Source organism: Mycolicibacterium xanthum, assembly GCF_019710635.1.
GTDB classification, from domain to species: Bacteria; Actinomycetota; Actinomycetes; order Mycobacteriales; family Mycobacteriaceae; genus Mycobacterium; species Mycobacterium xanthum.
The window spans coordinates 26890-48029 of the sequence record NZ_JAIFZS010000048.1; the positions used below are offsets into that span (position 1 = coordinate 26890).

The window sequence follows — 21140 nt, forward strand, 5'->3', positions numbered from 1 at the left end:
CGAACGTCGAAGCCGGCGCCATGCCGCACAGCACAGGAGAGGTCATGTCGTACCCACAAGGCGCGCCCGGAGGATCCGGATACCCGCCAGCGCAGCAGCCGACCACGCAGTTCGCCGCGCCGACCCAACAGTTCGCCAAGGTCGCCGAGCACGAACCCGGCGCTGCCGGAGCCGGCCTTCCCCGCAAGCTCCCGATGTACCTCAGTGGTGTTGTCGCCGTGCTCGGCCTGCTGGTCTACCTGTCCAGCTTCGCGCCGCAGTTCACCATCACCGCCTCGCAGTTTCCCGGTCTGGGCCAGCTCAGCGGCAGCTCGCTGGGCCTGGCTTTCGCCGTGATCGCCGCGGTGCTGGCCGGACTCCTGGCGGGATTGGGCCTGCTACCCAAGCAGCAGAGCCACGTCGCGATCGCGGCGGTCGCCGCGACGCTGAGTTTCCTGCTGGTCCTGGCGGAGGTCATCAACAAACCCGCCGGCGCCTCGCTGGGCTGGGGGCTCTACCTCGTCATCGCGTTCACGCTGTTGCAGGCGGCCGTCGCCCTGGTGGTCCTGCTGTTCGATGCCGGGATCATCACCTCACCGGCGCCCCGGCCCCGCTACGAACAGCCCCAGCACTTCGGTCAGTACCCGGGTCCGTATTACGGCCAACCCGGCCAGCCGCCCGTGCCGCCCCAGAACCAGCAGCCGCGTCCCGGCTACCCGACGCCGTACGGCGGCTACCCCGGTACCGGTCCGTCCACCGGCGGGTTCCCCGCCGTGGCTCCGTCGGGGCCGCCGACGCCTCCCACCGGGTTCCCGACCTACGGCCAACCGCCGTCCAGCAATGCGCCGACGACCCAGGTGCCCACGCCGCCCCAGCAGTCGTCATCTTCGCAGTCGGGTGAGTCGTCGTCGTAGTCTGAGCCGCGCGTGCGCGAACGCCGTGCGCCGAGCTTGTGCGAGGAGCGGCCCGACCCGTGAACAGTGCCCCACACGTGGGCGGCACCCCCAGGCCCTCAAGGGGTGCGCGCCAGGCGCGTGACCTGCTGCGGGTGGCGTTCGGTCCGTCGGTGGTCGCGCTGGTCGTCATCGCGGCGGTGGTGCTGCTGCAGCTGGTGATCGCCAACAGCGACATGACCGGTGCGCTCGGCGCGATCGCCAGCATGTGGCTGGCCGTGCACCAGGTCCCGGTGTCGATCGGCGGCAGTGCGCTGGGCGTGATGCCGTTGCTTCCGGTGCTGGCGATGGTCTACGGGACCGCACGGACCACCGCGGCGGCGACGACGTCGGCCTCCTGGCTCGTGACGCGCTGGGTGGTCGCGTCGGCACTGGGTGGCCCGGTGCTGATCGCGGCGATCTGCCTGGCGGTCATCCACGATGCGGCGTCGGTGCTGACCGAGTTGCAGACCCCGGACGCGCTGCGCGCGTTCGGCGGGGTGTTCGCGGTGCACGCGATCGGCGCATCGCTCGGCGTCGGATCGCGCGTGGGCCGGCGTCTGCTGGCGTCCTCGCCGCTGCCGGATTTTCTCGCCGACGCCGTACGCGCCGCCGCGGCGGGGGTGTTGGCCCTGATGGGGCTGTCCGGTGTGGTCACCGCGGGCTCGCTGGTCGTGCACTGGGCGACGATGCACGAGTTGTATTCGATCACCGACTCGATGTTCGGCCAGTTCAGCCTCACCGTGCTGTCGGTGCTGTACATCCCCAACGTGATGGTGGGCGCCGCCGCGGTGGCGGTGGGGTCCTCCGCGCACGTCGGGCTGGCCACCTTCAGCTCGTTCACGGTCCTGGGCGGCGACATCCCGGCGTTGCCGGTGCTCGCCGCCGTGCCGACGCCCCCGTTGGGGCCCGTGTGGGTGGCGTTGATGATCATCGCGGCCGCTGCCGCGGTGGCGCTGGGACAACAGTGTGCGCGACACCCGCTGCCGCTGCTGTCCGCGCTGGCCAAGGTGGTGGTCGCCGCGGCGCTGGCCGCGGCGACGATGGCGCTGCTGGGGTACGCGGCCGGGGGGGCACTGGGCAACTTCGGCGACGTCGGGATCGACCAGGCGACGTTCGCGCCCGCGGTGTTCCTGTGGTTCGCCGGGATCGGCGCGCTGACCGTGGTGATGTCCGGCGGCCTCCGGCCCAGGGTGCGCACGCCCGCGCCCGCCGCCGAGCCCGAGGACCCCGTCGCCGAGCCCGGGGCCTCCGCGACCGACGAGGCGGGCGACGCCTCTGGACCGGAGCCGCCGGAGCCCGGCGAGGCACCCGCGCCGGTCCCCGAGCCCGGCGAGGCACCCGAAGCCGCCGCCGAGCCCGGCGAGGCACCCGAAGTCGCCGCCGAGTCCGGCGCACCCGAAGCCGCCGCCGAGTCCGGCGCACCCGAAGCCGAACCGGCGGCTGCCGAGGACGAGCAGCCCGGTGCCGATCTGCCCGCGCCGGTGGATCTCGACCCCGAGGACCACTTCGTCGTCGATGCCGACGACGGGGCAGATGGCAGCCGCGGACGCATCGCCGACTGACCACCCATTAGGCTCTCTGGCGTGCAGCCCGCGGTCCGTGTGCCCCCGAGTGCGCCGGCGCGGTTGGTCGTGCTGGCCTCCGGCACCGGCTCGCTGCTGGCGTCGCTGCTCGAGTCGGCCGTCGGCGACTATCCCGCCCGGGTCGTCGCGGTCGGCACCGACCGGGCGTGTCGCGCCCTCGACATCGCGTCGGACGCCGGGGTGCCGACCTTCACCGTCGGGCTGCGCGACCATCCGGACCGCAGCGCCTGGGACGCCGCCATCACCGAGGCGACCGCCGCCCACCAACCCGACCTGGTGGTGTCGGCCGGCTTCATGAAAATTCTTGGACCCGCGTTTCTTTCGCGGTTCCCCGGGCGGGTGGTCAACACACACCCGGCCCTGCTGCCCGCCTTCCCCGGGGCGCACGCGGTACCCGAGGCCCTGGATTACGGGGTCCGCGTCACCGGGTGCACCGTGCACCTGGTCGACGCCGGCACCGACACCGGACCGATCCTGGCGCAGCAGGCCGTGCCCGTTCTCGACGGCGACGACGAGGCCACCCTGCACGAGCGGATCAAGGTGGTCGAACGGCAGCTTCTGGTGGATGTCCTGGCCGCGCTGGCGACCCGCGGCGTGACCTGGACAGGACGAAAGGCGACCATAGGATGACCGAGATCACCCTCCCGTACCGGCGCAAGGTTCGCCGCGCGCTGATCAGCGTCTACGACAAGACCGGTCTGGTGCCCCTCGCTCAGGGGCTGCACGACGCCGGGGTGGAGCTCGTTTCCACCGGTTCCACCGCGAAAACCATTGCCGGCGCCGGTGTTCCGGTCACCCCGGTGGAGCAGGTCACCGGCTTCCCGGAGGTGCTCGACGGCCGCGTCAAGACCCTGCATCCGCGAGTGCACGCCGGGCTGCTGGCCGATCAGCGCAAATCCGAGCACGTCTCGGCGCTCGCCGACCTCGGTGTGGCCCCGTTCGAGCTCGTCGTGGTGAACCTCTACCCGTTCACCCAGACGGTGAACTCCGGTGCCGACGAGGACGAGTGCGTCGAGCAGATCGACATCGGCGGCCCCTCGATGGTGCGTGCCGCGGCCAAGAACCATCCGAGCGTGGCCGTGGTGGTCGATCCGCTCGGCTATGACGGTGTGCTGGCCGCGGTGCGGGCCGGCGGCTTCACGCTGAAGGAGCGGAAGAAGTTGGCCTCGTTGGCGTTCCGCCACACCGCGGAGTACGACGTCGCCGTCGCGGCGTGGATGGAGACGGTGCTGGCTCCCGAGGACGCTGCGGACGGTACGGCGGTCGAGTCGCTGCCGGCGTGGCTGGGTGCGACGTTCCGCCGCACCGCGGTGCTGCGCTACGGCGAGAACCCGCACCAGCAGGCGGCGCTGTACTGCGACGACGGCGGGTGGCCGGGACTGGCGCAGGCCGAGCAGCTGCACGGAAAAGAGATGTCCTACAACAACTACACCGATGCCGACGCGGCCTGGCGGGCGGCGTTCGACCACGAGGACATCTGTGTGGCGATCATCAAGCACGCCAACCCGTGCGGCATCGCGGTGTCGTCGGTGTCGGTGGCCGACGCCCACCGCAAGGCCCACGCCTGCGACCCGTTGTCGGCGTTCGGCGGCGTGATCGCGGCCAACGCCGAGGTCACCGTCGAGATGGCCGAGACGGTGGCGGGCATCTTCACCGAGGTGATCATCGCGCCCGCCTACGAGCCCGGCGCTGTGGAGGTGCTGGCCGGCAAGAAGAACATCCGCGTGCTGGTGGCGGCCGAGCCGTCCCCCGGTGGGACCGAGTTCCGCCAGATCAGCGGTGGTCTGCTGCTGCAGCAGCGCGACGCCGTCGACGCCGCCGGCGACGACCCCGCCAACTGGACCCTGGCCACCGGCACGCCGGCCGACCCCGCCACGCTCGCCGACCTGGTCTTCGCGTGGCGTACCTGCCGGGCGGTGAAGTCCAACGCGATCGTCGTCGCCAAGGACGGCGCGACGGTCGGCGTCGGAATGGGCCAGGTGAACCGGGTCGACGCGGCCCGGCTGGCGGTGGAACGTGCCGGGGACCGCACCCGGAACGCGGTGGCCGCCTCCGACGCGTTCTTCCCGTTCCCCGACGGGCTGGAGACCCTGATCCGCGCAGGCGTGACGGCCGTGGTGCACCCGGGCGGCTCGGTCCGCGACGCCGAAGTCACGGCGGCCGCCGAAGTCGCGGGCATCACGCTGTACCTGACCGGCGCGCGGCACTTCGCGCACTGACATCTGCGCCGTGAGCCCATGCGGAGCCGGGGCCGGGCGCATAATCCCAGCGTGCGGCGCTATGTCGGGGACAGGCACGCGCGCGCGGGGGGAAGAGTCGTAGCGTGGAGTGGTGACTGCACCCAACGACCTCCCCCGCACCGTCGGCGAACTCCGTGCCTCCGGGCACCGCGAACGCAGCGTGAAGGCCGAGATCCGGGAGAATCTGCTTGCGGCGCTCGCTTCGGGAGCCGAGGTGGCCGACATCTGGCCCGGCATTCTCGGGTTCGACGACACAGTCCTCCCGCAGCTGGAGCGGGCGTTGATCGCCGGGCACGACATCGTGCTGCTCGGCGAGCGTGGCCAGGGCAAGACCAGGCTGCTGCGGGCGCTGAGCGGGCTGCTCGACGAGTGGACGCCGGTTATCGCGGGTGCCGAGTTGGGCGAGCACCCGTACAGCCCGATCACCCCGGAATCGATCCGCCGGGCCGCCGATTCCGGTGACGACCTGCCGATCACCTGGCGGCACCGCAGTGACCGCTACACCGAGAAGCTGGCCACCCCGGACACCAGCGTTGCCGACCTGGTCGGCGACATCGACCCGATCAAGGTCGCCGAGGGCCGCAGCCTCGGCGATCCCGAGACCATCGCCTACGGGCTGATCCCGCGCGCACACCGCGGCATCGTCGCCGTCAACGAGCTCCCCGACCTCGCCGAACGCATCCAGGTCGCGATGCTCAACGTGATGGAGGAACGCGATATCCAGGTGCGCGGCTACACGCTGCGGCTGCCGCTGGACGTGCTGGTCGTGGCCAGCGCCAACCCCGAGGACTACACGAACCGTGGGCGCATCATCACCCCGCTCAAGGACCGGTTCGGCGCCGAGATCCGCACCCACTATCCGCTCGAGCTCGACGCCGAGGTCGGCGTCATCAGCCAGGAGGCTCACCTGGCCGCCGAGGTGCCCGACTACCTGATGCAGATCCTGGCCCGATTCGCCCGCAGCCTGCGCGAGTCGACGTCCGTCGACCAGCGTTCCGGGGTGTCGGCCCGGTTCGCGATCGCGGCGGCCGAGACCGTCGCCGCCTCGGCGCGGCACCGCGGCGCGCTGCTCGGTGAGTCGGACCCGGTTGCCCGGGTCGTCGACCTCGGCACCGTGATCGACGTGCTGCGCGGCAAGCTGGAGTTCGAATCCGGTGAGGAGGGCCGCGAGCAGGCGGTCCTCGAGCACCTGCTGCGGCGGGCGACGGCCGATACCGCCCAGCGCCTGCTGGGGGGCATCGACGTTGCGCCGATCGTCACCGCAGTGGAGGGCGGCTCGCCGGTCACCACCGGTGAACGGGTCTCCGCCCGCGAGGTGCTCGATGCGCTGCCCGAAGTGCCGGCGGTGGCCGAGATCCAGCGCCGCCTCGACGCCCGGTCGGAGGGGCAGCGCGCCGCGGCGATCGAGCTCGCACTCGAGGCGCTGTACCTGGCCAAGCGCATCGACAAGGTCTCCGGCGAAGGCGAGACGGTCTATGGCTGAGGGCCGTACGACGATCAAGCGGCGTGGGGGCACCTCCCGCTTGCGGGGGAGAGTGCGGTCATGAGTAGAAGGCTCTCGCGGTACTCGCGATACACCGGCGGCCCCGACCCGTTGGCTCCGCCCATCGACCTGCGGGAGGCGCTGGAGGCGATCGGGCAGGACGTCATGGAGGGCACCTCGCCGCGCCGCGCGCTGTCCGAACTGCTGCGGCGGGGCTCGAAGAACATGGCGGGCGCCGACAAGCTCGCCGCGGAGGCCAACCGGCGCCGGCGAGAGCTGTTGCAGCACAACAACCTCGACGGCACCTTGGCCGACATCAAGAAGCTGCTCGACGAGGCGGTCCTGGCGGAGCGCAAGGAACTGGCGCGTGCCCTCGACGACGACGCCCGGTTCGGCGAGCTGCAACTCGATTCCCTGTCACCCTCACCGGCCAAGGCGGTGCAGGAGCTCGCCGAATACGACTGGCGCTCGCAGGAGGCGCGCGAGAAGTACGACCAGATCAAGGATCTGCTCGGCCGCGAGATGCTCGACCAGCGTTTCGCCGGCATGAAGCAGGCGCTGGAGAACGCCACCGACGAGGACCGCCAACGCGTCAACGAGATGCTAGACGACCTCAACGAGCTGCTCGACAAGCACGCCAAGGGCGAGGATTCGCCGGAAGACTTCCAGGACTTCATGGCCAAGCACGGCCAGTTCTTCCCGGAGAACCCGAGCAACATCGACGAGTTGCTCGACTCGCTGGCCCAACGTGCCGCAGCCGCGCAGCGGTTCCGCAACAGCCTCACCGAGCAGCAGCGGGCCGAGCTGGATTCCCTTGCGCAGCAGGCGTTCGGGTCGCCGTCGCTGATGAACGCGCTGAATCGGCTCGATGCCCACCTGCAGGCTGCTCGTCCGGGTGAGGACTGGGACGGCTCGCAGCGCTTCTCCGGTGACGACCCGCTCGGCATGGGGGAAGGCGCGCAGGCGATGGCCGACATCGCCGAGCTCGAACAGCTCGCCGAGCAGCTGTCCCAGAGTTACTCCGGCGCCAGCATGGATGACGTCGATCTCGACATGCTGGCCCGCCAGCTCGGCGACCAGGCGGCGGTGGACGCGCGTACCCTCGCCGAGCTGGAACGCGCGCTGATGAACCAGGGATTTCTCGACCGCGGCTCCGACGGGAAGTGGCGACTGTCCCCGAAGGCGATGCGCCAGCTCGGCCAGGCCGCTTTACGGGATGTGGCGCAACAACTGTCGGGGCGACACGGGGAGCGGGACACCCGCCGTGCCGGGGCGGCGGGAGAGCTGACCGGAGCCACCCGGCCGTGGCAGTTCGGCGACACCGAGCCGTGGAACGTCACCCGCACTGTGACCAATGCAGTGTTACGGGAGGCCGGAACCGGTGAGCGTCCGCTGCCGGTGCGGATCACCGTCGACGACGTCGAGATCTCCGAGACCGAGACCCGCACCCAGGCCGCGGTGGCACTGCTGGTGGACACGTCGTTCTCGATGGTGATGGAGAACCGCTGGCTGCCGATGAAGCGCACCGCGCTGGCGCTCAACCATCTGGTCAGCACCCGGTTCCGCTCGGACGCCCTGCAGATCGTCGCGTTCGGCCGCTATGCGCGCACCGTCACACCGGCCGAGCTGACCGGGCTCGAGGGCGTCTACGAGCAGGGCACCAACCTGCACCACGCGCTCGCGCTGGCCACCCGGCACCTGCGCCGCCACCCCAACGCCCAGCCGGTCGTGCTGGTCGTCACCGACGGAGAGCCGACGGCGCACCTCGAGGACTACGAGGGAGACGGACATTCTTCGGTGTTCTTCGATTACCCTCCGCACCCCCGCACGATCGCGCACACGGTCCGGGGCTTCGACGAGGTCGCGAAGATCGGCGCGCAGGTGACGATCTTCCGGCTGGGCAGCGATCCCGGCCTCGCGCGCTTCATCGACCAGGTCGCCCGCCGGGTCGGGGGCCGGGTGGTGGTGCCCGATCTGGACGGGCTGGGTGCCGCGGTGGTGGGCGACTACCTGGGCGCCAAGCGGCGGCGCTGACACCGCGGAGCGGAGTTCAGCCGGACTTGCGCTTCTTGCGTTTGACGCCGACGTTGCCCCACAGTGAGAACCCGCGAATACGGACACACGGCGCGCCGGGGGAGCCCTCTCCGCTGACGGTGTGGTCGAAGTTGCCCATCACCCCCACGCCGTGCAGGTCGACGTTGACCTCGGGCGGAACCAGGATGGTCTGGCCGCCCATGATCGAGATCGAGTGGATGTCGACGTCGTGGCAGGTGAAGTCGGCGTAGCGCAAATCGACCACGCCGCCGCCGAACAGCGCGAACGTGGTGAGCTTCTTCGGGACGTTCCAGCGTCCGCGCCGCTCGAACCCGGTCAGGATCGCCAGCAGCAGCGTCGACGGCGCGGGCCGGCACGGGCCGCAGCGCCCCCGGGTGACCGCGCTGGGCAGGTCGTCCGACAGCCGGTCCAGTTCGTCCTGAGTCTGCGCCGCGTACGCCTTCGTCAGGCGGTTCTCGTATTCGCCGAGGTCGAGGGCTCCCGAAGCGGCCGCCTCGGTCAGCAGCTGGGCCACCTCGATACGGTCGGTGTCCACCGCGCCGGTCGGCCCGTCCGGTGAGGGCGGGGTGCTCACAGGGGCCTTCTGGTCATCGCGGGCGCGCACATCGCCACGAGCCTACGACGAACGTCGGCACTTGCAACACACTCTTCACCAAACTGTGAGGCGGCTACCGCACCCAGTTCGGCCGGCGCTTCTCCAGGAAGGCCATCATCCCTTCGCGCGCCTCGTCCGAGACGAACAGCTCCGCCGACTGTCGAGTCAATTTCTCTGCGTGCCGATCGAACTCGTCGAGGATGGCCGCGGTCGTCAACGCCTTGGAGGCGGCCAGGCCCTGCGGGGAACCCAGCGCCGCCGCCGACGCCAGTTCACCGACGGTCGCGTCGACGTCCCCGGAAGCCACGGTGATCAGCCCGATCTCGGCGGCGGTCTCGGCGCCGAACTTCTCTCCGGTGACGAAATACCGGCCGGCGGCCCGCGCCGTCATCTTCGGCAGCAGGGTCAGCGAGACGATCGACGGAGCCACCCCGATGCGGGCCTCGGTCAGCGCGAAGGTGCTGGTGTGTCCGGCCACGGCGATGTCGCAGGCACCCACCAGCCCCAGCCCGCCCGCCCGGACGTGCCCGTCGATCGCGGCGATCACCGGAAGCGGCAGCTCGAGGATCCGGCGCAGCAGCCGGGTCATCTCCCGGGCACGGGCCACCGCGAGGTCTGCGGGTGCGGCACCGGCCGGGGCCTCGGACAGGTCGGCACCCGCGCAGAACGTGCTCCCGGTGTGCCCGAGAACCACGACCCGCACCCGCGGCTCGGTCGCCGCCCGGGTCAGCGCGTCGTGGAGCTGCTCGACCAGCGCCGAGGACAGCGCGTTGCGGTTGTGCGGAGAGTCCAGTGTCAACCGGGCGATGCCGTCGGCGGCCTGGTAGGCGACCAGGTCAGGCATCAGTACGACCTGGGCAGGCCCAGCGAGGTCTGGGCCACGAAGTTGAGGATCATCTCCCGGCTGACCGGCGCGATGCGCGCCAGCCGAGACGCCGTGAGCACCGAGGCGATGCCGTACTCCTGGGTCAGCCCGTTGCCGCCCAGGGACTGCACGGCCTGGTCGACGGCGCGTACCGACGCCTCACCCGCGGCGTACTTCGCCATGTTCGCCGCCTCGGCGGCACCGGCGTCGTCGCCCGCGTCGTACAGCGAGGCCGCCTTCTGCATCATCAGCTTGGCCAGCTCGATCTCGATGTGGTTCTGGGCCAGCGGGTGGGACAGCCCCTGGTGCGCACCGATCGGGGTCTTCCACACCTGGCGGGTCTTCACGTAGTCGACCGCCTTGCCGATCGCGAAGCGCCCCATGCCCACCGCGCTGGCCGCACCCATGATCCGTTCCGGGTTCAGCCCGGCGAACAGTTGCGCGATCGCGGCGTCCCCGGAGCCGACCAGTGCGTCGGCGGGCAGGCGCACCTCGTCGAGGAACACCTGGAACTGGAACTCGGGGCTGACGATCTCCATCGGGATCCTCGTGTAGGTCAGTCCCGGGGCATCGGTGGGCACCACGAACAGTGCGGGCTTCAGGTTCCCCGTCCTGTGATCCTCCGTGCGCCCCACCACCAGCACCGCCTGGGCCTGGTCGACCCCGGAGATGTAGACCTTCTGGCCGGACAGGACCCAGTCGCTGCCGTCGCGGCGGGCGGTGGTGGTGATCTTGTGCGAGTTCGAGCCGGCATCGGGTTCGGTGATGGCGAACGCCATCATCAGCGAGCCATCGGCGATGCCGGGAACCCAGCGCCTCTTCTGTTCCTCGGTGCCGAACCGGGAGATGATCGTGCCGTTGATCGCGGGGGAGACCACCATCATCAGCAGCGCCGACCCGGCCGCGGCCATCTCCTCCATCACCAGGCTCAGCTCGTACATGCCCGCCCCGCCGCCGCCGTACTCCTCGGGCAGGTTCACCCCGATGAAGCCGAGCTTGCCCGCCTCGGCCCACAACTCGTCGGTGTGTTGCCCGGCACGGGCCTTCTCGAGGTAGTAGTCCTGCCCGTAGTTGGCGGCCATCGCGGCCACCGCCTCACGAAGGGCCTGCTGCTCCTCGGTCTCGATGAAGCCGTTCATGCGGTGTCTGTCTCCTTGTTGTCGACACGGGCCAGTACTGCCCCGACCTCCACCTGGTGGCCGGGTTCGACGTTGAGTTCGACGAGCACACCGTCGCCGGGTGCGGCGATGGTGTGCTCCATCTTCATCGCCTCCAGCCAGATCAGCGGTTGTCCGGCGGTGACCGTGTCACCGACCGCCGCGGCCACCCGCAGCACCGAGCCGGGCATCGGCGCCAGCAGCGACCCGTGGGCGAGCGCGTCGCCGGGATCGGGGAACCGGGGCAGTACGGCCAGTCGCACCGAACCGAGCGGCGAGTCGACATACACGGCGGCGGTGTCCCCGTCGCGGTAACGGGCGACGTCGAACGGGTGATCCACCCACGCCCCCTGCCCGGGGCGGCCGACCGACAGCACGACCCGGGTCGCGGTCGCCGAGGCCAGGGCCACGTCATCGTGTCCGTCGACGGTCAGCCCGGTGCGGGTGAACCGGTAGCGCACCTCGTGGGTGCGGCCGTCGGCGTCCTCGTAGCGCTTGACCTGCCAGCCCGAGACGAGGTTGCGCCAGCCGCTCGGAACCGCACCGAACACCGTTGCGGTCGAACGATTGTGGGCGGCATCGGCGACGGCCGCGGCCACCGCCGCCAGTTCGGTGGCGCGCTCGTCGGCCGCCGGGGCGGCAAGCGCCGCCAGCCCATGGGTGTCGAAGAACGAGGTGTCGGTCGCGCCGTCCAGGAACGCCGGATGACGCAACACGTTGACGAGCAGGTCGCGGTTGGTGCGCACACCGTGCAGCCGGGTCCGGGTCAGCGCGTCGGCGAGCAGGGCCGCGGCCCCGCGCCGGGTCGGGGCGAACGAGATGACCTTCGCGATCATCGGGTCGTAGAACACCGAGATCAGCGAACCGTCGACGATCCCGGCGTCCAGCCGCACCCCGGGCCGGTCCAGCGGGCCGAACTCGACGGCGGCGGTCGGGACGCCGAACCGGTGCACGGTTCCGGCCTGCGGCTGCCAGTCGCGGGCCGGGTCCTCGGCGTAGAGCCGGGCCTCGATCGAGGCGCCCCGGCCGGTCGGCGGTGTCGGATCCAGCGAGGCCCCGTCGGCGACCGCCAGCTGCAACTCCACCAGGTCCAGGCCGGTGGTCAGCTCGGTGACCGGGTGCTCGACCTGCAGGCGGGTGTTCATCTCGAGGAAGAAGAAGCAGCCACGCTCGTCGGCCATGAACTCCACGGTGCCCGCGCCGGTGTAGCCGATCGTCGCCGCCGCCAACCGGGCCGCCTCGAGGAGCCGCTCACGCATCCCGGTGATCCGTTCGACCAGCGGTGACGGCGCCTCCTCGATGATCTTCTGGTGGCGGCGCTGGATCGAGCATTCGCGTTCGCCCACCGCCCAGACGGTGCCGTGGGCATCGGCCATGACCTGGACCTCGATGTGGTGCCCGGCGGCCAGGTAGCGCTCGCAGAACACCGTCGGATCGCCGAACGCCGACTGCGCCTCACGTTGTGCGGCCTGCACCTGGGTGGGCAGGTCGGCCAGGTCGGTGACCACCCGCATGCCCCGACCGCCGCCGCCGGCCGACGCCTTGATCAGCACCGGCAGCATCTCGGCGGTGACGTTGTCCGGGTCGAGCTCGTCGAGCACCGGGACGCCGGCGGCCGCCATCAGTTTCTTGGCCTCGATCTTGGATCCCATCGCCGCGACCGCCGACGGTGGTGGGCCGATCCAGGTGAGCCCGGCGTCCTGCACCGCCGCGGCGAATTCGGGGTTCTCCGAGAGGAACCCGTAGCCGGGGTGGACGGCGTCGGCGCCGGCGGCACGTGCGGCGGCGATGACCTGGGCGGCGTCGAGGTAGCCGCGGGTGCCGTCCAGGCGTACCCGCGCGTCGGCCTCGGCGACATGCGGGGCATCGGCGTCGGGATCGGTGTACACCGCGACGGTGCCGATGCCCAGCCGCCGGCAGGTCGCGAAGACCCGGCGGGCGATCTCGCCACGGTTGGCGACCAGGACCCTGGTGATCATCTCGTCCCTCCTGCGATTTCGGCGTGATCAGCCGCGCTCGGCGCCACCGAACACGCCGAATTCACGCTCACATCCGGAAGACGCCGAAGTTCGACGTCCCCTCGATCGGTCCATTGGCGATGGCCGACAGACACATGCCCAGCACCGAGCGGGTGTCGCGGGGGTCGATCACCCCGTCGTCATAGAGCATCCCGGACAACACCATGGGCAGGGACTCGGCCTCGATCTGGCCCTCGACCGCGGCCCGCATCGCGGCGTCTGCGGCCTCGTCGACCTGCTGACCGCGGGCCTCGGCGGCGGCCCGGCCGACGATCGAAAGCACGCCGGCGAGCTGCGCGCCACCCATCACGGCGGATTTGGCGCTGGGCCAGGCGAACAGGAAACGCGGGTCGTAGGCGCGCCCGCACATCCCGTAGTGACCCGCGCCGTAGGAGGCGCCGATCAGCAGGGAGATGTGCGGCACCGCCGAGTTGGAGACGGCGTTGATCATCATCGAGCCGTGCTTGATCATCCCGCCCTCCTCGTAGTCCTTGCCCACCATGTAGCCGGTGGTGTTGTGCAGGAACAGCAGTGGGGTGTCGGAGCGGTTGGCGAGCTGGATGAACTGGGCGGCCTTCTGGGACTCCTCGCTGAACAGCACACCGCGCGCGTTGGCCAGGATGCCCAGCGGGTAGCCGTGCAGCGTGGCCCAGCCGGTCACCAGCGACCCGCCGTAGAGCGGCTTGAACTCGTCGAACTCCGAACCGTCGACGATGCGCGCGATCACCTCCCGCGGATCGAACGGGATACGCAGATCCGGTGGGACGACGCCGATCAGCTCGTCCTCGTCGAACACCGGCGCGGTGAACGGCGCGGGGGTGGGCCCCTTCTTCCGCCAGTTGAGTCGGACGACGATGCGCCGGCCGATGCGCAGCGCGTCGAGCTCGTCGACGGCGAAGTAGTCGGCCAGACCCGAGGTCCTGGCGTGCATCTCGGCGCCGCCGAGGGACTCGTCGTCGGACTCCTCGCCGGTGGCCATCTTCACCAGCGGGGGTCCGGCGAGGAACACCTTCGAGCGTTCCTTGATCATCACCACGTGGTCGGACATTCCGGGGACGTAGGCACCGCCGGCGGTCGAGTTGCCGAAGACCAGGGCGATGGTCGGGATGCCCGCCGCCGACAGCCGGGTGAGGTCGCGGAACAACTGCCCGCCCGGGATGAAGATCTCCTTCTGGGTGGGCAGATCGGCGCCGCCGGACTCCACCAGGGAGATCACCGGCAGCCGGTTCTGCAGCGCGATCTGGTTGGCGCGCAGAATCTTCCGCAGCGTCCACGGGTTGCTCGTTCCGCCCTTGACCGTCGGGTCGTGGGCGACCAGCATGCACTCCACGCCCTCGACCGCGCCGATCCCGGTGACGACACTCGCGCCGACCGTGTACTGACTGCCCCAGGCGGCCAGCGGACTCAGTTCCAGAAACGGTGAATCGGGGTCCAGCAGCGCTTCGATACGTTCGCGGGCGGTCATCTTGCCGCGGGCGTGGTGGCGCGACACGTACTTCTCGCCGCCGCCGGCCAGCGCCTTGGCGTGCTCGGTGGCCAGCTCGGCGAGCTTGGCGGTCATCGCCTCGGCGGCCTCGAGGTAGGCCGGCGACCGGCTGTCGAGGGCCGACCGCAGGGCCGGCGCGCGATCCGTTGCGCTGCTCGCCGTGGTCATGACTGGAACCCGAGGGTCTTGGCGGCCAGGGATGTGAGGATCTCCGTGGTGCCGCCGCCGATGCCGAGGATCCGCATGTCCCGGTACTGCCGCTCGATCTCCGACTCGGCCATGTAGCCCAGGCCGCCGAACAACTGCACGGCCTGGTTGGCCACCCACTCACCGGCCTCCACTGCGGTGTTCTTGGCGAAGCACACCTCGGTGATCAGGTCGCTCTCGCCCAGTAACTGGCGTTCCACCACGGAGTGGGTGTACACCCTGGCGACGTCGATGCGGCGCGCCATCTCGGCCAGCGTGTTCTGCACCGATTGGCGTGCGATGAGCGGCTTGCCGAACGTCTCGCGGTCGCGGCACCACTGCACCGCCAGGTCCAGGCAGCGCTGCGCGCTGGAATACGCCTGCGCGGCAAGCCCGACCCGCTCGGAGACGAATGCGGCGGCGATCTGCAGGAAGCCGGTGTTCTCGGCGCCGATCAGGTTCTCCGCCGGCACCCGCGCGTCGGTGTAGGACAGCTCGGCGGTGTCCGACGAGCGCCAGCCCATCTTCTCCAGCTTGCGGCTGACGTGTAATCCAGGTGAGCAGCCCTCGCCGTCTTTGTCGACGACGATCAGCGATACGCCCGCCGCGCCCGGGCCGCCGGTACGCGCGGCGGTGACCACGTAGTCGGCCCGCACGCCAGAGGTGATGTAGGTCTTGGCGCCGTTGAGCACGAAATCGTCGCCGTCGAGCACGGCGCGGGTCCGCAGGTGCCCGACGTCGGAGCCGCCGCCGGGCTCGGTGATGGCCAGGGCGCCGATCTTCTCGCCGCGCAGGGTGGGCCGCACGTAGGTGTCGATCAGTCGACGGTCGCCGGAGGCGATCATGTGGGGTACGGCGATCCCGCAGGTGAACAACGAGGCGAACACCCCGCCCGGAGCGCCGGCCTGGTGCATCTCCTCGCAGATGATCACCGCGTCGGCGCCGTCGCCGCCCTCACCGCCGACCGCCTCGGGGAACCCGGCGCCGAGCAGCCCCGCTTCGGCGGCCCTGCGGTGCAGGTCGCGGGGCAGTTCACCGCTGCGCTCCCATTCCTCGACGTGCGGCAGCACGTGACGCTCGGCGAACGCGCGCACGGTCTTGCGCAGATCGTCGCGTTCCGGGGTGGTCCAGATGCTCACGAGACGAACTCCTCGCTGATGTCGCTGATTCCGGTCAACAGCTCGACGGGGATGTCGACGTGACGGCTGCGCAGCCACTCGCCCAGACCCTTGGCCTGCGGATCGAACCGCGCCTGGTAGGCCACGCCCCGACCGAGAATCCCGTCGATCACGAAGTTCACCGCCCGCAGATTGGGCAGGACGTAGCGGGTGACGGGCAGTTCGGCGGTCTCCGGCAGCAGCTCGCGCAGGGCCGGCACGGTCAGCGCGTGTACCAGCCAGCGCCACTGCTCGTCGGTGCGTACCCAGACACCGACGTTGGCACTGCCGCCCTTGTCGCCACTGCGCGCTCCGGCGATGAGGCCCAACGGGGCCCTGTGGGTGGGCCCGGCCGGAAGTCGCTCCGGCAACTCGGGTTCGGGCACCGGGGCCAGCTCCCGGGTCGCCGGGGCGGGCGGTATGTCGCGGCGGGTGCCGTCGGGGTGCACGGCGATGTGCTCGACATCCTCGGCCGCAACGTATGCCGCGGTGAACACCCCGTACACCTGGCCGTCCCCGGGGGGTGCGGTACTGGTGAAGCCGGGATAGCTGGACAGCGCCAGTTCGACTGCCGCCGAGGAGAACTCGCGGCCGACGGGTCCGGGTTCCGGGTCGCGCACCACGCAGCGCAGCAGCGCGCTCGCGGCCTGCTCGGTGGTGGCGTCGGGGTGATCGGTCCGGGCCAGCGACCACTGCAGCTCGGCCGGCTTGACCGGCAGGCTGGCCTCGAGCTGGCGGCGGACCAGATCGGCCTTGGCGTCGATGTCGAGCCCGGTCAACACGAAGGTCACCTCGTTGCGGAAGCCGCCCAGGCTGTTCAGCGACACCTTCAGCGTCGGCGGTGGAGGCTCCCCGGTGACACCGGCGATCCGGACGCGGTCGGCGCCGGCGGCGGACAGTTCGATGGAGTCGACGCGCAGCGTGGCGTCGGGGTTGGCGTACCGGGCGCCGGTGATCTCGTAGAGCAGCTGCGCGGTCACCGTGTCGGTGCTGACCGCTCCGCCGGTTCCGGGGTGCTTGGTGATCACCGACGATCCGTCTGCGTCGATCTCGGCGATGGGGAAGCCGGGGTGGAGCAAGGTCGTCAGATCGGGGAAGTCGCGAGCGAAGAACGAATAGTTGCCACCGGTGGCCTGGCCCCCGCACTCGATGACGTGGCCGGCCGCGACGGCCCCGGCGATCTCGTCGTGATCGGTGGGGCGCCAGCCGAAATGGGCCGCCGCCGGACCGACGATGACCGATGCGTCGGTGACCCGCCCGGTGACGACGATGTCGGCGCCCGCGGTCAGGCAGTCGACGATGCCCCAGGCGCCGAGGTAGGCGTTGGCGGTCAGCGGACTGCCCAGTCCGAGCTCGGCGGCGCGGCCGATCAGGTCGTCGCCCGCGACGTGGGCGACGTCGACCGCGACCCCGAGGCGCTCCGCGAGGGCACGCACCGCGTCGGCCAGGCCGGCCGGATTCAGGCCGCCCGCATTGGCCACGATGCGCACGTTGCGGTCCTTGGCCAGGCCGAGACAGTCCTCGAGCTGTCGCAGGAAGGTCTTGGCGTAGCCGCGGTCCGGATCCTTCATCCGGTCGCGGCCCAGAATCAGCATGGTCAGTTCGGCGAGATAATCGCCGGTGAGAAAGTCCAGTTCGCCGCCGGTGAGCATCTCCCGCATGGCCGCCAGGCGATCCCCGTAGAAGCCCGAGCAGTTCCCGATCCGCACCGCAGACGTCACGCGCACTCCCTTGTGGCCGTGGAGGTCGGGCTCTCGACCAACCAACCGGTAGGTTAGCGCGGATCGCCGGTGGCGCGTCAAGCCCCCTCGGGATGGCGATTGCCGGTCCGCGAAGCGAAATTCGCACGATCGGAATCGGCGGTCAGCGCCTTCCCGGACTCGGCGCGAGAAATGGACTCGCTGAGGTAATATTCAGCCGCGCAGCAGACAATTTAGGTACAGCGATCGTTTTCGCCGCTTAGGCGGCGCAGGCGCGCATGCGCAGCTAAATTGGGGGCAGCGCAACGCCGGTCGTCTCAAGCCCGGGAAGCCTTCGGCTTCTGGGAGATTGGACACCGGCGCGCAACGATCTATGGCCGGTCTGGAGAGAGAGTGATGCGAATGGCGATTCACCGCACAGCACCGATTGTGGCGGCGGGAGCATTTGCCGCCGTGTTCATGTCCACCGCGGTCGCCGGTGCTGTTCCCGTCAGCGGCTTCAGCGCCGCTCCTGCAATGGGATTGCCGGTGCCGCAGACAAGCGAGTTCTGCACCATGGGTTTGTACTGCGATGACGACTCCACCGGCCTCGTCCTCAACCCGCGGAGTCAGCGGGCCGATCAGAACTTCGGCGGTGGACCGCTCACCCCCAGAACGCCCAACAACTGAGTAGCACCCCGAGCCCGAGATGAATACTCGATCAACTAGAGGAGTGGGAATGTCCTTCGTCGTCCGTACTGCAGCCGCTGCAGCCGTCGCAGGCGCGGCGTTGCTGGGCAGCACCGCCACTGCCGCCGCCGCGCCGCCGAACTGCTCGCTCGCCGACATGTCCGGTGTGTTGTCCGGTGTGTCTGCGGCGATGTCGGCCTACCTGTTCACCCACCCCGATGTGAACGCCCAGCTGAGCACGATGTCGGACATGCCGAAGGAAGATCGGTCCGACTGGATGCACACCTACATGTCGGACAACCCCAGCGTGGAGGCCGATCTCACCGGCATCCGGCAGCCGCTGGTCGACTTCCGGGCCCGCTGTGGCATGGAGCCCGTCAACCTGGGCGGCTAGGGCTGGTCCCAGCCGGGCAGCTCGGGCTGGTCCCAGCGATCCGAAGGATCACCAGGGCCATTGCCGTCATCGACGACGGCAATGGCTCTTTTTTCGGCCGGGTCGGCTGACCGGGAGTTTGGAGCCCGGCCAGCTCACCGGCTATCCTGATGACCAATTGCCGGCGCCCGGTAGGTCCAGGCTCGCCCGCAGCACCACCCCGATAGATGGAGAGCTTCATCATGGCTGTGCCCAAGCGCAGGATGTCGCGCGCGAACACCCGTAGCCGGCGCGCGCAGTGGAAGGCCACCCCGACTGGACTGGTCACCGTGACCGTCGCTGGTCAGCCGCACAAGGTGCCGCGCCGCCTGCTCAAGGCCGCCAGGCTCGGGCTGATCGATCTCGATCGCCGCTGACCCGGCGCGCCTCTTAGGTCACTCTCAGACAGGGGGTTGACACTGTGGCGGTGCGCATTCTTGTCGTTGACGACGATCGCGCGGTGCGCGAATCCCTCCGACGGTCGCTTTCCTTCAATGGATACTCGGTCGAACTGGCCCAGGATGGCCGTGAAGCCCTGGATCTGATCGCCAACGATCGGCCCGACGCGGTGGTGCTCGACGTGATGATGCCGCGGGTCGACGGGCTCGAGGTGTGCCGCCAGCTCCGCAGCACCGGTGACGATCTGCCGATTCTGGTGCTCACCGCGCGGGATTCGGTCTCCGAGCGGGTCGCGGGTCTGGACGCCGGCGCGGATGACTATCTGCCCAAGCCGTTCGCGCTGGAGGAGTTGCTGGCCCGGATGCGGGCGTTGCTGCGCCGGACCAGCCCCGACGAGACCACCGAATCGGCGGCGATGACCTTCTCGGATCTGACGCTGGATCCGGTGACCCGCGAGGTGACCCGGGGCGACCGGCAGATCAGCCTCACCCGCACCGAGTTCGCCCTGCTGGAGATGCTGATCGCGAACCCGCGCCGGGTGCTGACCCGAAGCAGGATTCTCGAGGAGGTGTGGGGATTCGATTTCCCGACCTCGGGGAACGCCCTCGAGGTCTACGTCGGCTACCTGCGCCGTAAGACCGAAGCCGAGGGGGAGCCCCGGCTGATCCACACCGTTCGCGGGGTCGGCTACGTGCTGCGGGAGACGCCTCCGTGACCAACGGACACGCCGTCGGTCCGTGGCCGGGTGGGCCGCCTCCGCCGTCGCCCGGAACGAGCTCGGTGTCTCTGCGGTGGCGGGTGATGCTGTTGGCGATGTCCATGGTGGTGATGGCCGTGGTGCTGATGGCCGTCGCCGTCTACGCGGTGGTGTCCCGCGCGCTCTACGACGACATCGACACCCAACTGCACAGCCGTGCGCGGCTTCTGGTGGAGAGCGGGTCGCTGGCCGCCGATCCCGGTAAGGCGATCGAGGGCACCGCCTACTCGGATGTCAATGCGATGCTGGTGATTCCGGGCCGGACCATCTACACGGCCAACCAGGAGGGCCAGACCCTGCCGCTCGGCGGCCCCGAAAAAGACGTCATCGACGGGAAACTGCTGCTGTCCCTGCGCACCGTCAACCATCAGCGGGTCCTGGCGCTACACCTGCCGGAGGGCAACACCCTGCTGATCTCGAAGAGCCTGGCGCCCACCGGTGAGGTGCTCAAACGGCTGGGCACCGTGCTGCTCATCGTGGGCGGGATCGGAGTGGCGGTGGCGGCCATCGCCGGCGGCATGGTGGCCAGTGCCGGCCTGCGGCCGGTCGCCCGGCTCACCCAGGCGGCCGAACGGGTCGCCCGCACCGACGACCTGCGTCCGATACCCGTGTACGGAAGCGACGAACTCGCCCGCCTCACCGAGGCTTTCAACATGATGTTGCGAGCGCTGGCGGAATCCCGGGAGCGCCAGGCGCGACTGGTCACCGACGCGGGTCACGAGCTGCGGACACCGCTGACGTCGCTGCGGACCAATGTCGAGCTGCTGATGGTGTCGATGGAACCCGGCAAGCCCGGCCTGCCCGAGGAGGAGATGGCCGGTCTGCGGACCGACGTGCTGGCGCAGATCGAGGAACTGTCCACCCTGGTGGGCGATCTGGTGGATCTGACGCGGGAGGACGCCGGCGGAGTGATCCACGAGACCGTCGAGATGGGCGACGTCATCGATCGTTCGCTGGAGCGGGTTCGTCGGCGGCGCAACGACATCGAGTTCGATGTGTCGGTCAGGCCCTGGCAGGTGTACGGCGATGCGGCCGGACTGGCCCGCGCCGTGCTCAACCTGCTCGACAACGCCGCGAAATGGAGCCCGCCTGGCGGGAAGGTGGGCGTCCGGCTGGACCAGATCGACCCGCTGCACGCCGAGTTCGTGGTCTCCGACCAGGGTCCCGGAATACCGCCGCAGGAGCGGGGACTGGTCTTCGAGCGTTTCTACCGGGCGACACCGGCGCGGGGGATGCCGGGTTCGGGCCTCGGCCTGGCCATCGTCAAGCAGGTCGTGCTCAAGCACGGCGGCACCCTTCGCGTCGAGGACACCGTGCCGAGCGGACACCCGCCGGGGACCTCGATGCACGTCGTGCTCCCGGGCCGACCCGCGGTGGGCGAGGAAGAACCGGAGCCCGCCGAACCCGCGACACGCGGCGGCAGGTTGTGGGGGTGAGCCGTGTCACCAGTGAGGATGGTGGGGC

At 70.3% G+C, this 21140-nt stretch carries 18 protein-coding genes; 11 read left to right on the top strand and 7 right to left on the bottom strand.

Annotation, left to right across the window (positions count from 1 at the left end):
* The first annotated feature begins 44 nt into the window (after positions 1–44).
* The 6 genes from JDV09_RS18705 (at position 45) to JDV09_RS18730 (ending at position 8254) form a co-directional block, all read left to right on the top strand.
* Positions 45–893: a DUF5336 domain-containing protein gene (locus tag JDV09_RS18705; RefSeq protein WP_221370651.1), complete on the top strand. Its 849-nt coding sequence runs from the start codon at positions 45–47 to the stop codon at positions 891–893.
* A gap of 59 nt (positions 894–952) precedes the next feature.
* On the top strand, positions 953–2476 hold the full coding sequence (locus JDV09_RS18710) for a cell division protein PerM (protein WP_308124166.1): 1524 nt from the start codon (positions 953–955) through the stop codon (positions 2474–2476).
* Between the two features lie 21 nt (positions 2477–2497).
* Positions 2498–3127 (top strand): phosphoribosylglycinamide formyltransferase, encoded by a 630-nt coding sequence (gene purN, locus JDV09_RS18715; RefSeq protein WP_221370652.1) that lies wholly within the window; start codon positions 2498–2500, stop codon positions 3125–3127.
* Entirely contained in the window at positions 3124–4716 is a 1593-nt protein-coding gene (gene purH, locus JDV09_RS18720; RefSeq protein WP_221370653.1) for a bifunctional phosphoribosylaminoimidazolecarboxamide formyltransferase/IMP cyclohydrolase, read from the top strand. The genes purN and purH overlap by 4 nt, the downstream gene beginning before the upstream one ends.
* Positions 4717–4825: 109 nt before the next feature.
* Complete coding sequence (locus tag JDV09_RS18725) at positions 4826–6220, top strand: sigma 54-interacting transcriptional regulator (RefSeq protein WP_221370654.1); 1395 nt, start codon at positions 4826–4828, stop codon at positions 6218–6220.
* A gap of 60 nt (positions 6221–6280) precedes the next feature.
* Entirely contained in the window at positions 6281–8254 is a 1974-nt protein-coding gene (locus JDV09_RS18730) for a VWA domain-containing protein (RefSeq protein ID WP_221370655.1), read from the top strand.
* 16 nt (positions 8255–8270) lie between these two features.
* Here the strand turns inward: JDV09_RS18730 and JDV09_RS18735 are convergent, their stop codons facing one another.
* From JDV09_RS18735 to JDV09_RS18765, 7 genes are all read right to left on the bottom strand, one after another.
* Positions 8271–8849, bottom strand: a complete 579-nt coding sequence (locus tag JDV09_RS18735) for a DUF1707 SHOCT-like domain-containing protein (protein ID WP_221370656.1) — start codon at positions 8847–8849, stop codon at positions 8271–8273.
* Between the two features lie 94 nt (positions 8850–8943).
* Positions 8944–9714: an enoyl-CoA hydratase family protein gene (locus tag JDV09_RS18740; protein ID WP_221370657.1), complete on the bottom strand. Its 771-nt coding sequence runs from the start codon at positions 9712–9714 to the stop codon at positions 8944–8946.
* Complete coding sequence (locus tag JDV09_RS18745) at positions 9714–10874, bottom strand: acyl-CoA dehydrogenase family protein (protein ID WP_221370658.1); 1161 nt, start codon at positions 10872–10874, stop codon at positions 9714–9716. Before JDV09_RS18745 ends, JDV09_RS18740 begins: the two co-directional genes overlap by 1 nt.
* Complete coding sequence (locus JDV09_RS18750; protein ID WP_221370659.1) at positions 10871–12871, bottom strand: acetyl/propionyl/methylcrotonyl-CoA carboxylase subunit alpha; 2001 nt, start codon at positions 12869–12871, stop codon at positions 10871–10873. Before JDV09_RS18750 ends, JDV09_RS18745 begins: the two co-directional genes overlap by 4 nt.
* Positions 12872–12938: 67 nt before the next feature.
* Positions 12939–14564 carry an acyl-CoA carboxylase subunit beta gene (locus JDV09_RS18755; protein ID WP_221370660.1) on the bottom strand — a complete coding sequence of 542 codons (1626 nt, stop codon included), beginning with the start codon at positions 14562–14564 and terminating at the stop codon, positions 12939–12941.
* Entirely contained in the window at positions 14561–15721 is a 1161-nt protein-coding gene (locus JDV09_RS18760; protein WP_221370661.1) for an acyl-CoA dehydrogenase family protein, read from the bottom strand. Before JDV09_RS18760 ends, JDV09_RS18755 begins: the two co-directional genes overlap by 4 nt.
* A complete protein-coding gene (locus JDV09_RS18765) occupies positions 15718–17460 on the bottom strand; it encodes an acyclic terpene utilization AtuA family protein (protein ID WP_308124167.1) in 1743 nt (580 codons plus the stop codon). The genes JDV09_RS18760 and JDV09_RS18765 overlap by 4 nt, the downstream gene beginning before the upstream one ends.
* A 381-nt stretch (positions 17461–17841) precedes the next feature.
* Here JDV09_RS18765 and JDV09_RS18770 point away from each other — a divergent pair, with 381 nt between their 5' ends.
* The 5 genes from JDV09_RS18770 (at position 17842) to JDV09_RS18790 (ending at position 21112) form a co-directional block, all read left to right on the top strand.
* A complete protein-coding gene (locus tag JDV09_RS18770; protein ID WP_221370662.1) occupies positions 17842–18108 on the top strand; it encodes a hypothetical protein in 267 nt (88 codons plus the stop codon).
* 49 nt (positions 18109–18157) lie between these two features.
* Positions 18158–18502, top strand: coding sequence for a heme-binding protein (locus tag JDV09_RS18775; RefSeq protein WP_221370663.1), 345 nt, complete (start codon positions 18158–18160; stop codon positions 18500–18502).
* A 221-nt stretch (positions 18503–18723) separates the two neighbouring features.
* Complete coding sequence (gene rpmF / locus JDV09_RS18780) at positions 18724–18897, top strand: 50S ribosomal protein L32 (RefSeq protein WP_221370664.1); 174 nt, start codon at positions 18724–18726, stop codon at positions 18895–18897.
* Between the two features lie 50 nt (positions 18898–18947).
* Positions 18948–19634, top strand: coding sequence for a response regulator transcription factor (locus tag JDV09_RS18785; RefSeq protein WP_221370665.1), 687 nt, complete (start codon positions 18948–18950; stop codon positions 19632–19634).
* Between the two features lie 86 nt (positions 19635–19720).
* Complete coding sequence (locus JDV09_RS18790) at positions 19721–21112, top strand: HAMP domain-containing sensor histidine kinase (RefSeq protein WP_221370704.1); 1392 nt, start codon at positions 19721–19723, stop codon at positions 21110–21112.
* Positions 21113–21140: the final 28 nt, after the last annotated feature.

Bases quoted from the DNA above. Each gene is read 5' to 3' on its own strand.
- JDV09_RS18705 (WP_221370651.1), top strand. From the start codon at position 45: ATGTCGTACCCACAAGGCGCGCCCGGAGGATCCGGATACCCGCCAGCG.
- purH (WP_221370653.1), top strand. From the start codon at position 3,124: ATGACCGAGATCACCCTCCCGTACCGGCGCAAGGTTCGCCGCGCGCTG.
- JDV09_RS18730 (WP_221370655.1), top strand. From the start codon at position 6,281: ATGAGTAGAAGGCTCTCGCGGTACTCGCGATACACCGGCGGCCCCGAC.
- JDV09_RS18740 (WP_221370657.1), bottom strand. From the start codon at position 9,714: ATGCCTGACCTGGTCGCCTACCAGGCCGCCGACGGCATCGCCCGGTTG.
- JDV09_RS18745 (WP_221370658.1), bottom strand. From the start codon at position 10,874: ATGAACGGCTTCATCGAGACCGAGGAGCAGCAGGCCCTTCGTGAGGCG.
- JDV09_RS18750 (WP_221370659.1), bottom strand. From the start codon at position 12,871: ATGATCACCAGGGTCCTGGTCGCCAACCGTGGCGAGATCGCCCGCCGG.
- JDV09_RS18755 (WP_221370660.1), bottom strand. From the start codon at position 14,564: ATGACCACGGCGAGCAGCGCAACGGATCGCGCGCCGGCCCTGCGGTCG.
- JDV09_RS18770 (WP_221370662.1), top strand. From the start codon at position 17,842: ATGGCGATTCACCGCACAGCACCGATTGTGGCGGCGGGAGCATTTGCC.
- JDV09_RS18775 (WP_221370663.1), top strand. From the start codon at position 18,158: ATGTCCTTCGTCGTCCGTACTGCAGCCGCTGCAGCCGTCGCAGGCGCG.
- rpmF (WP_221370664.1), top strand. From the start codon at position 18,724: ATGGCTGTGCCCAAGCGCAGGATGTCGCGCGCGAACACCCGTAGCCGG.
- JDV09_RS18790 (WP_221370704.1), top strand. From the start codon at position 19,721: ATGCTGTTGGCGATGTCCATGGTGGTGATGGCCGTGGTGCTGATGGCC.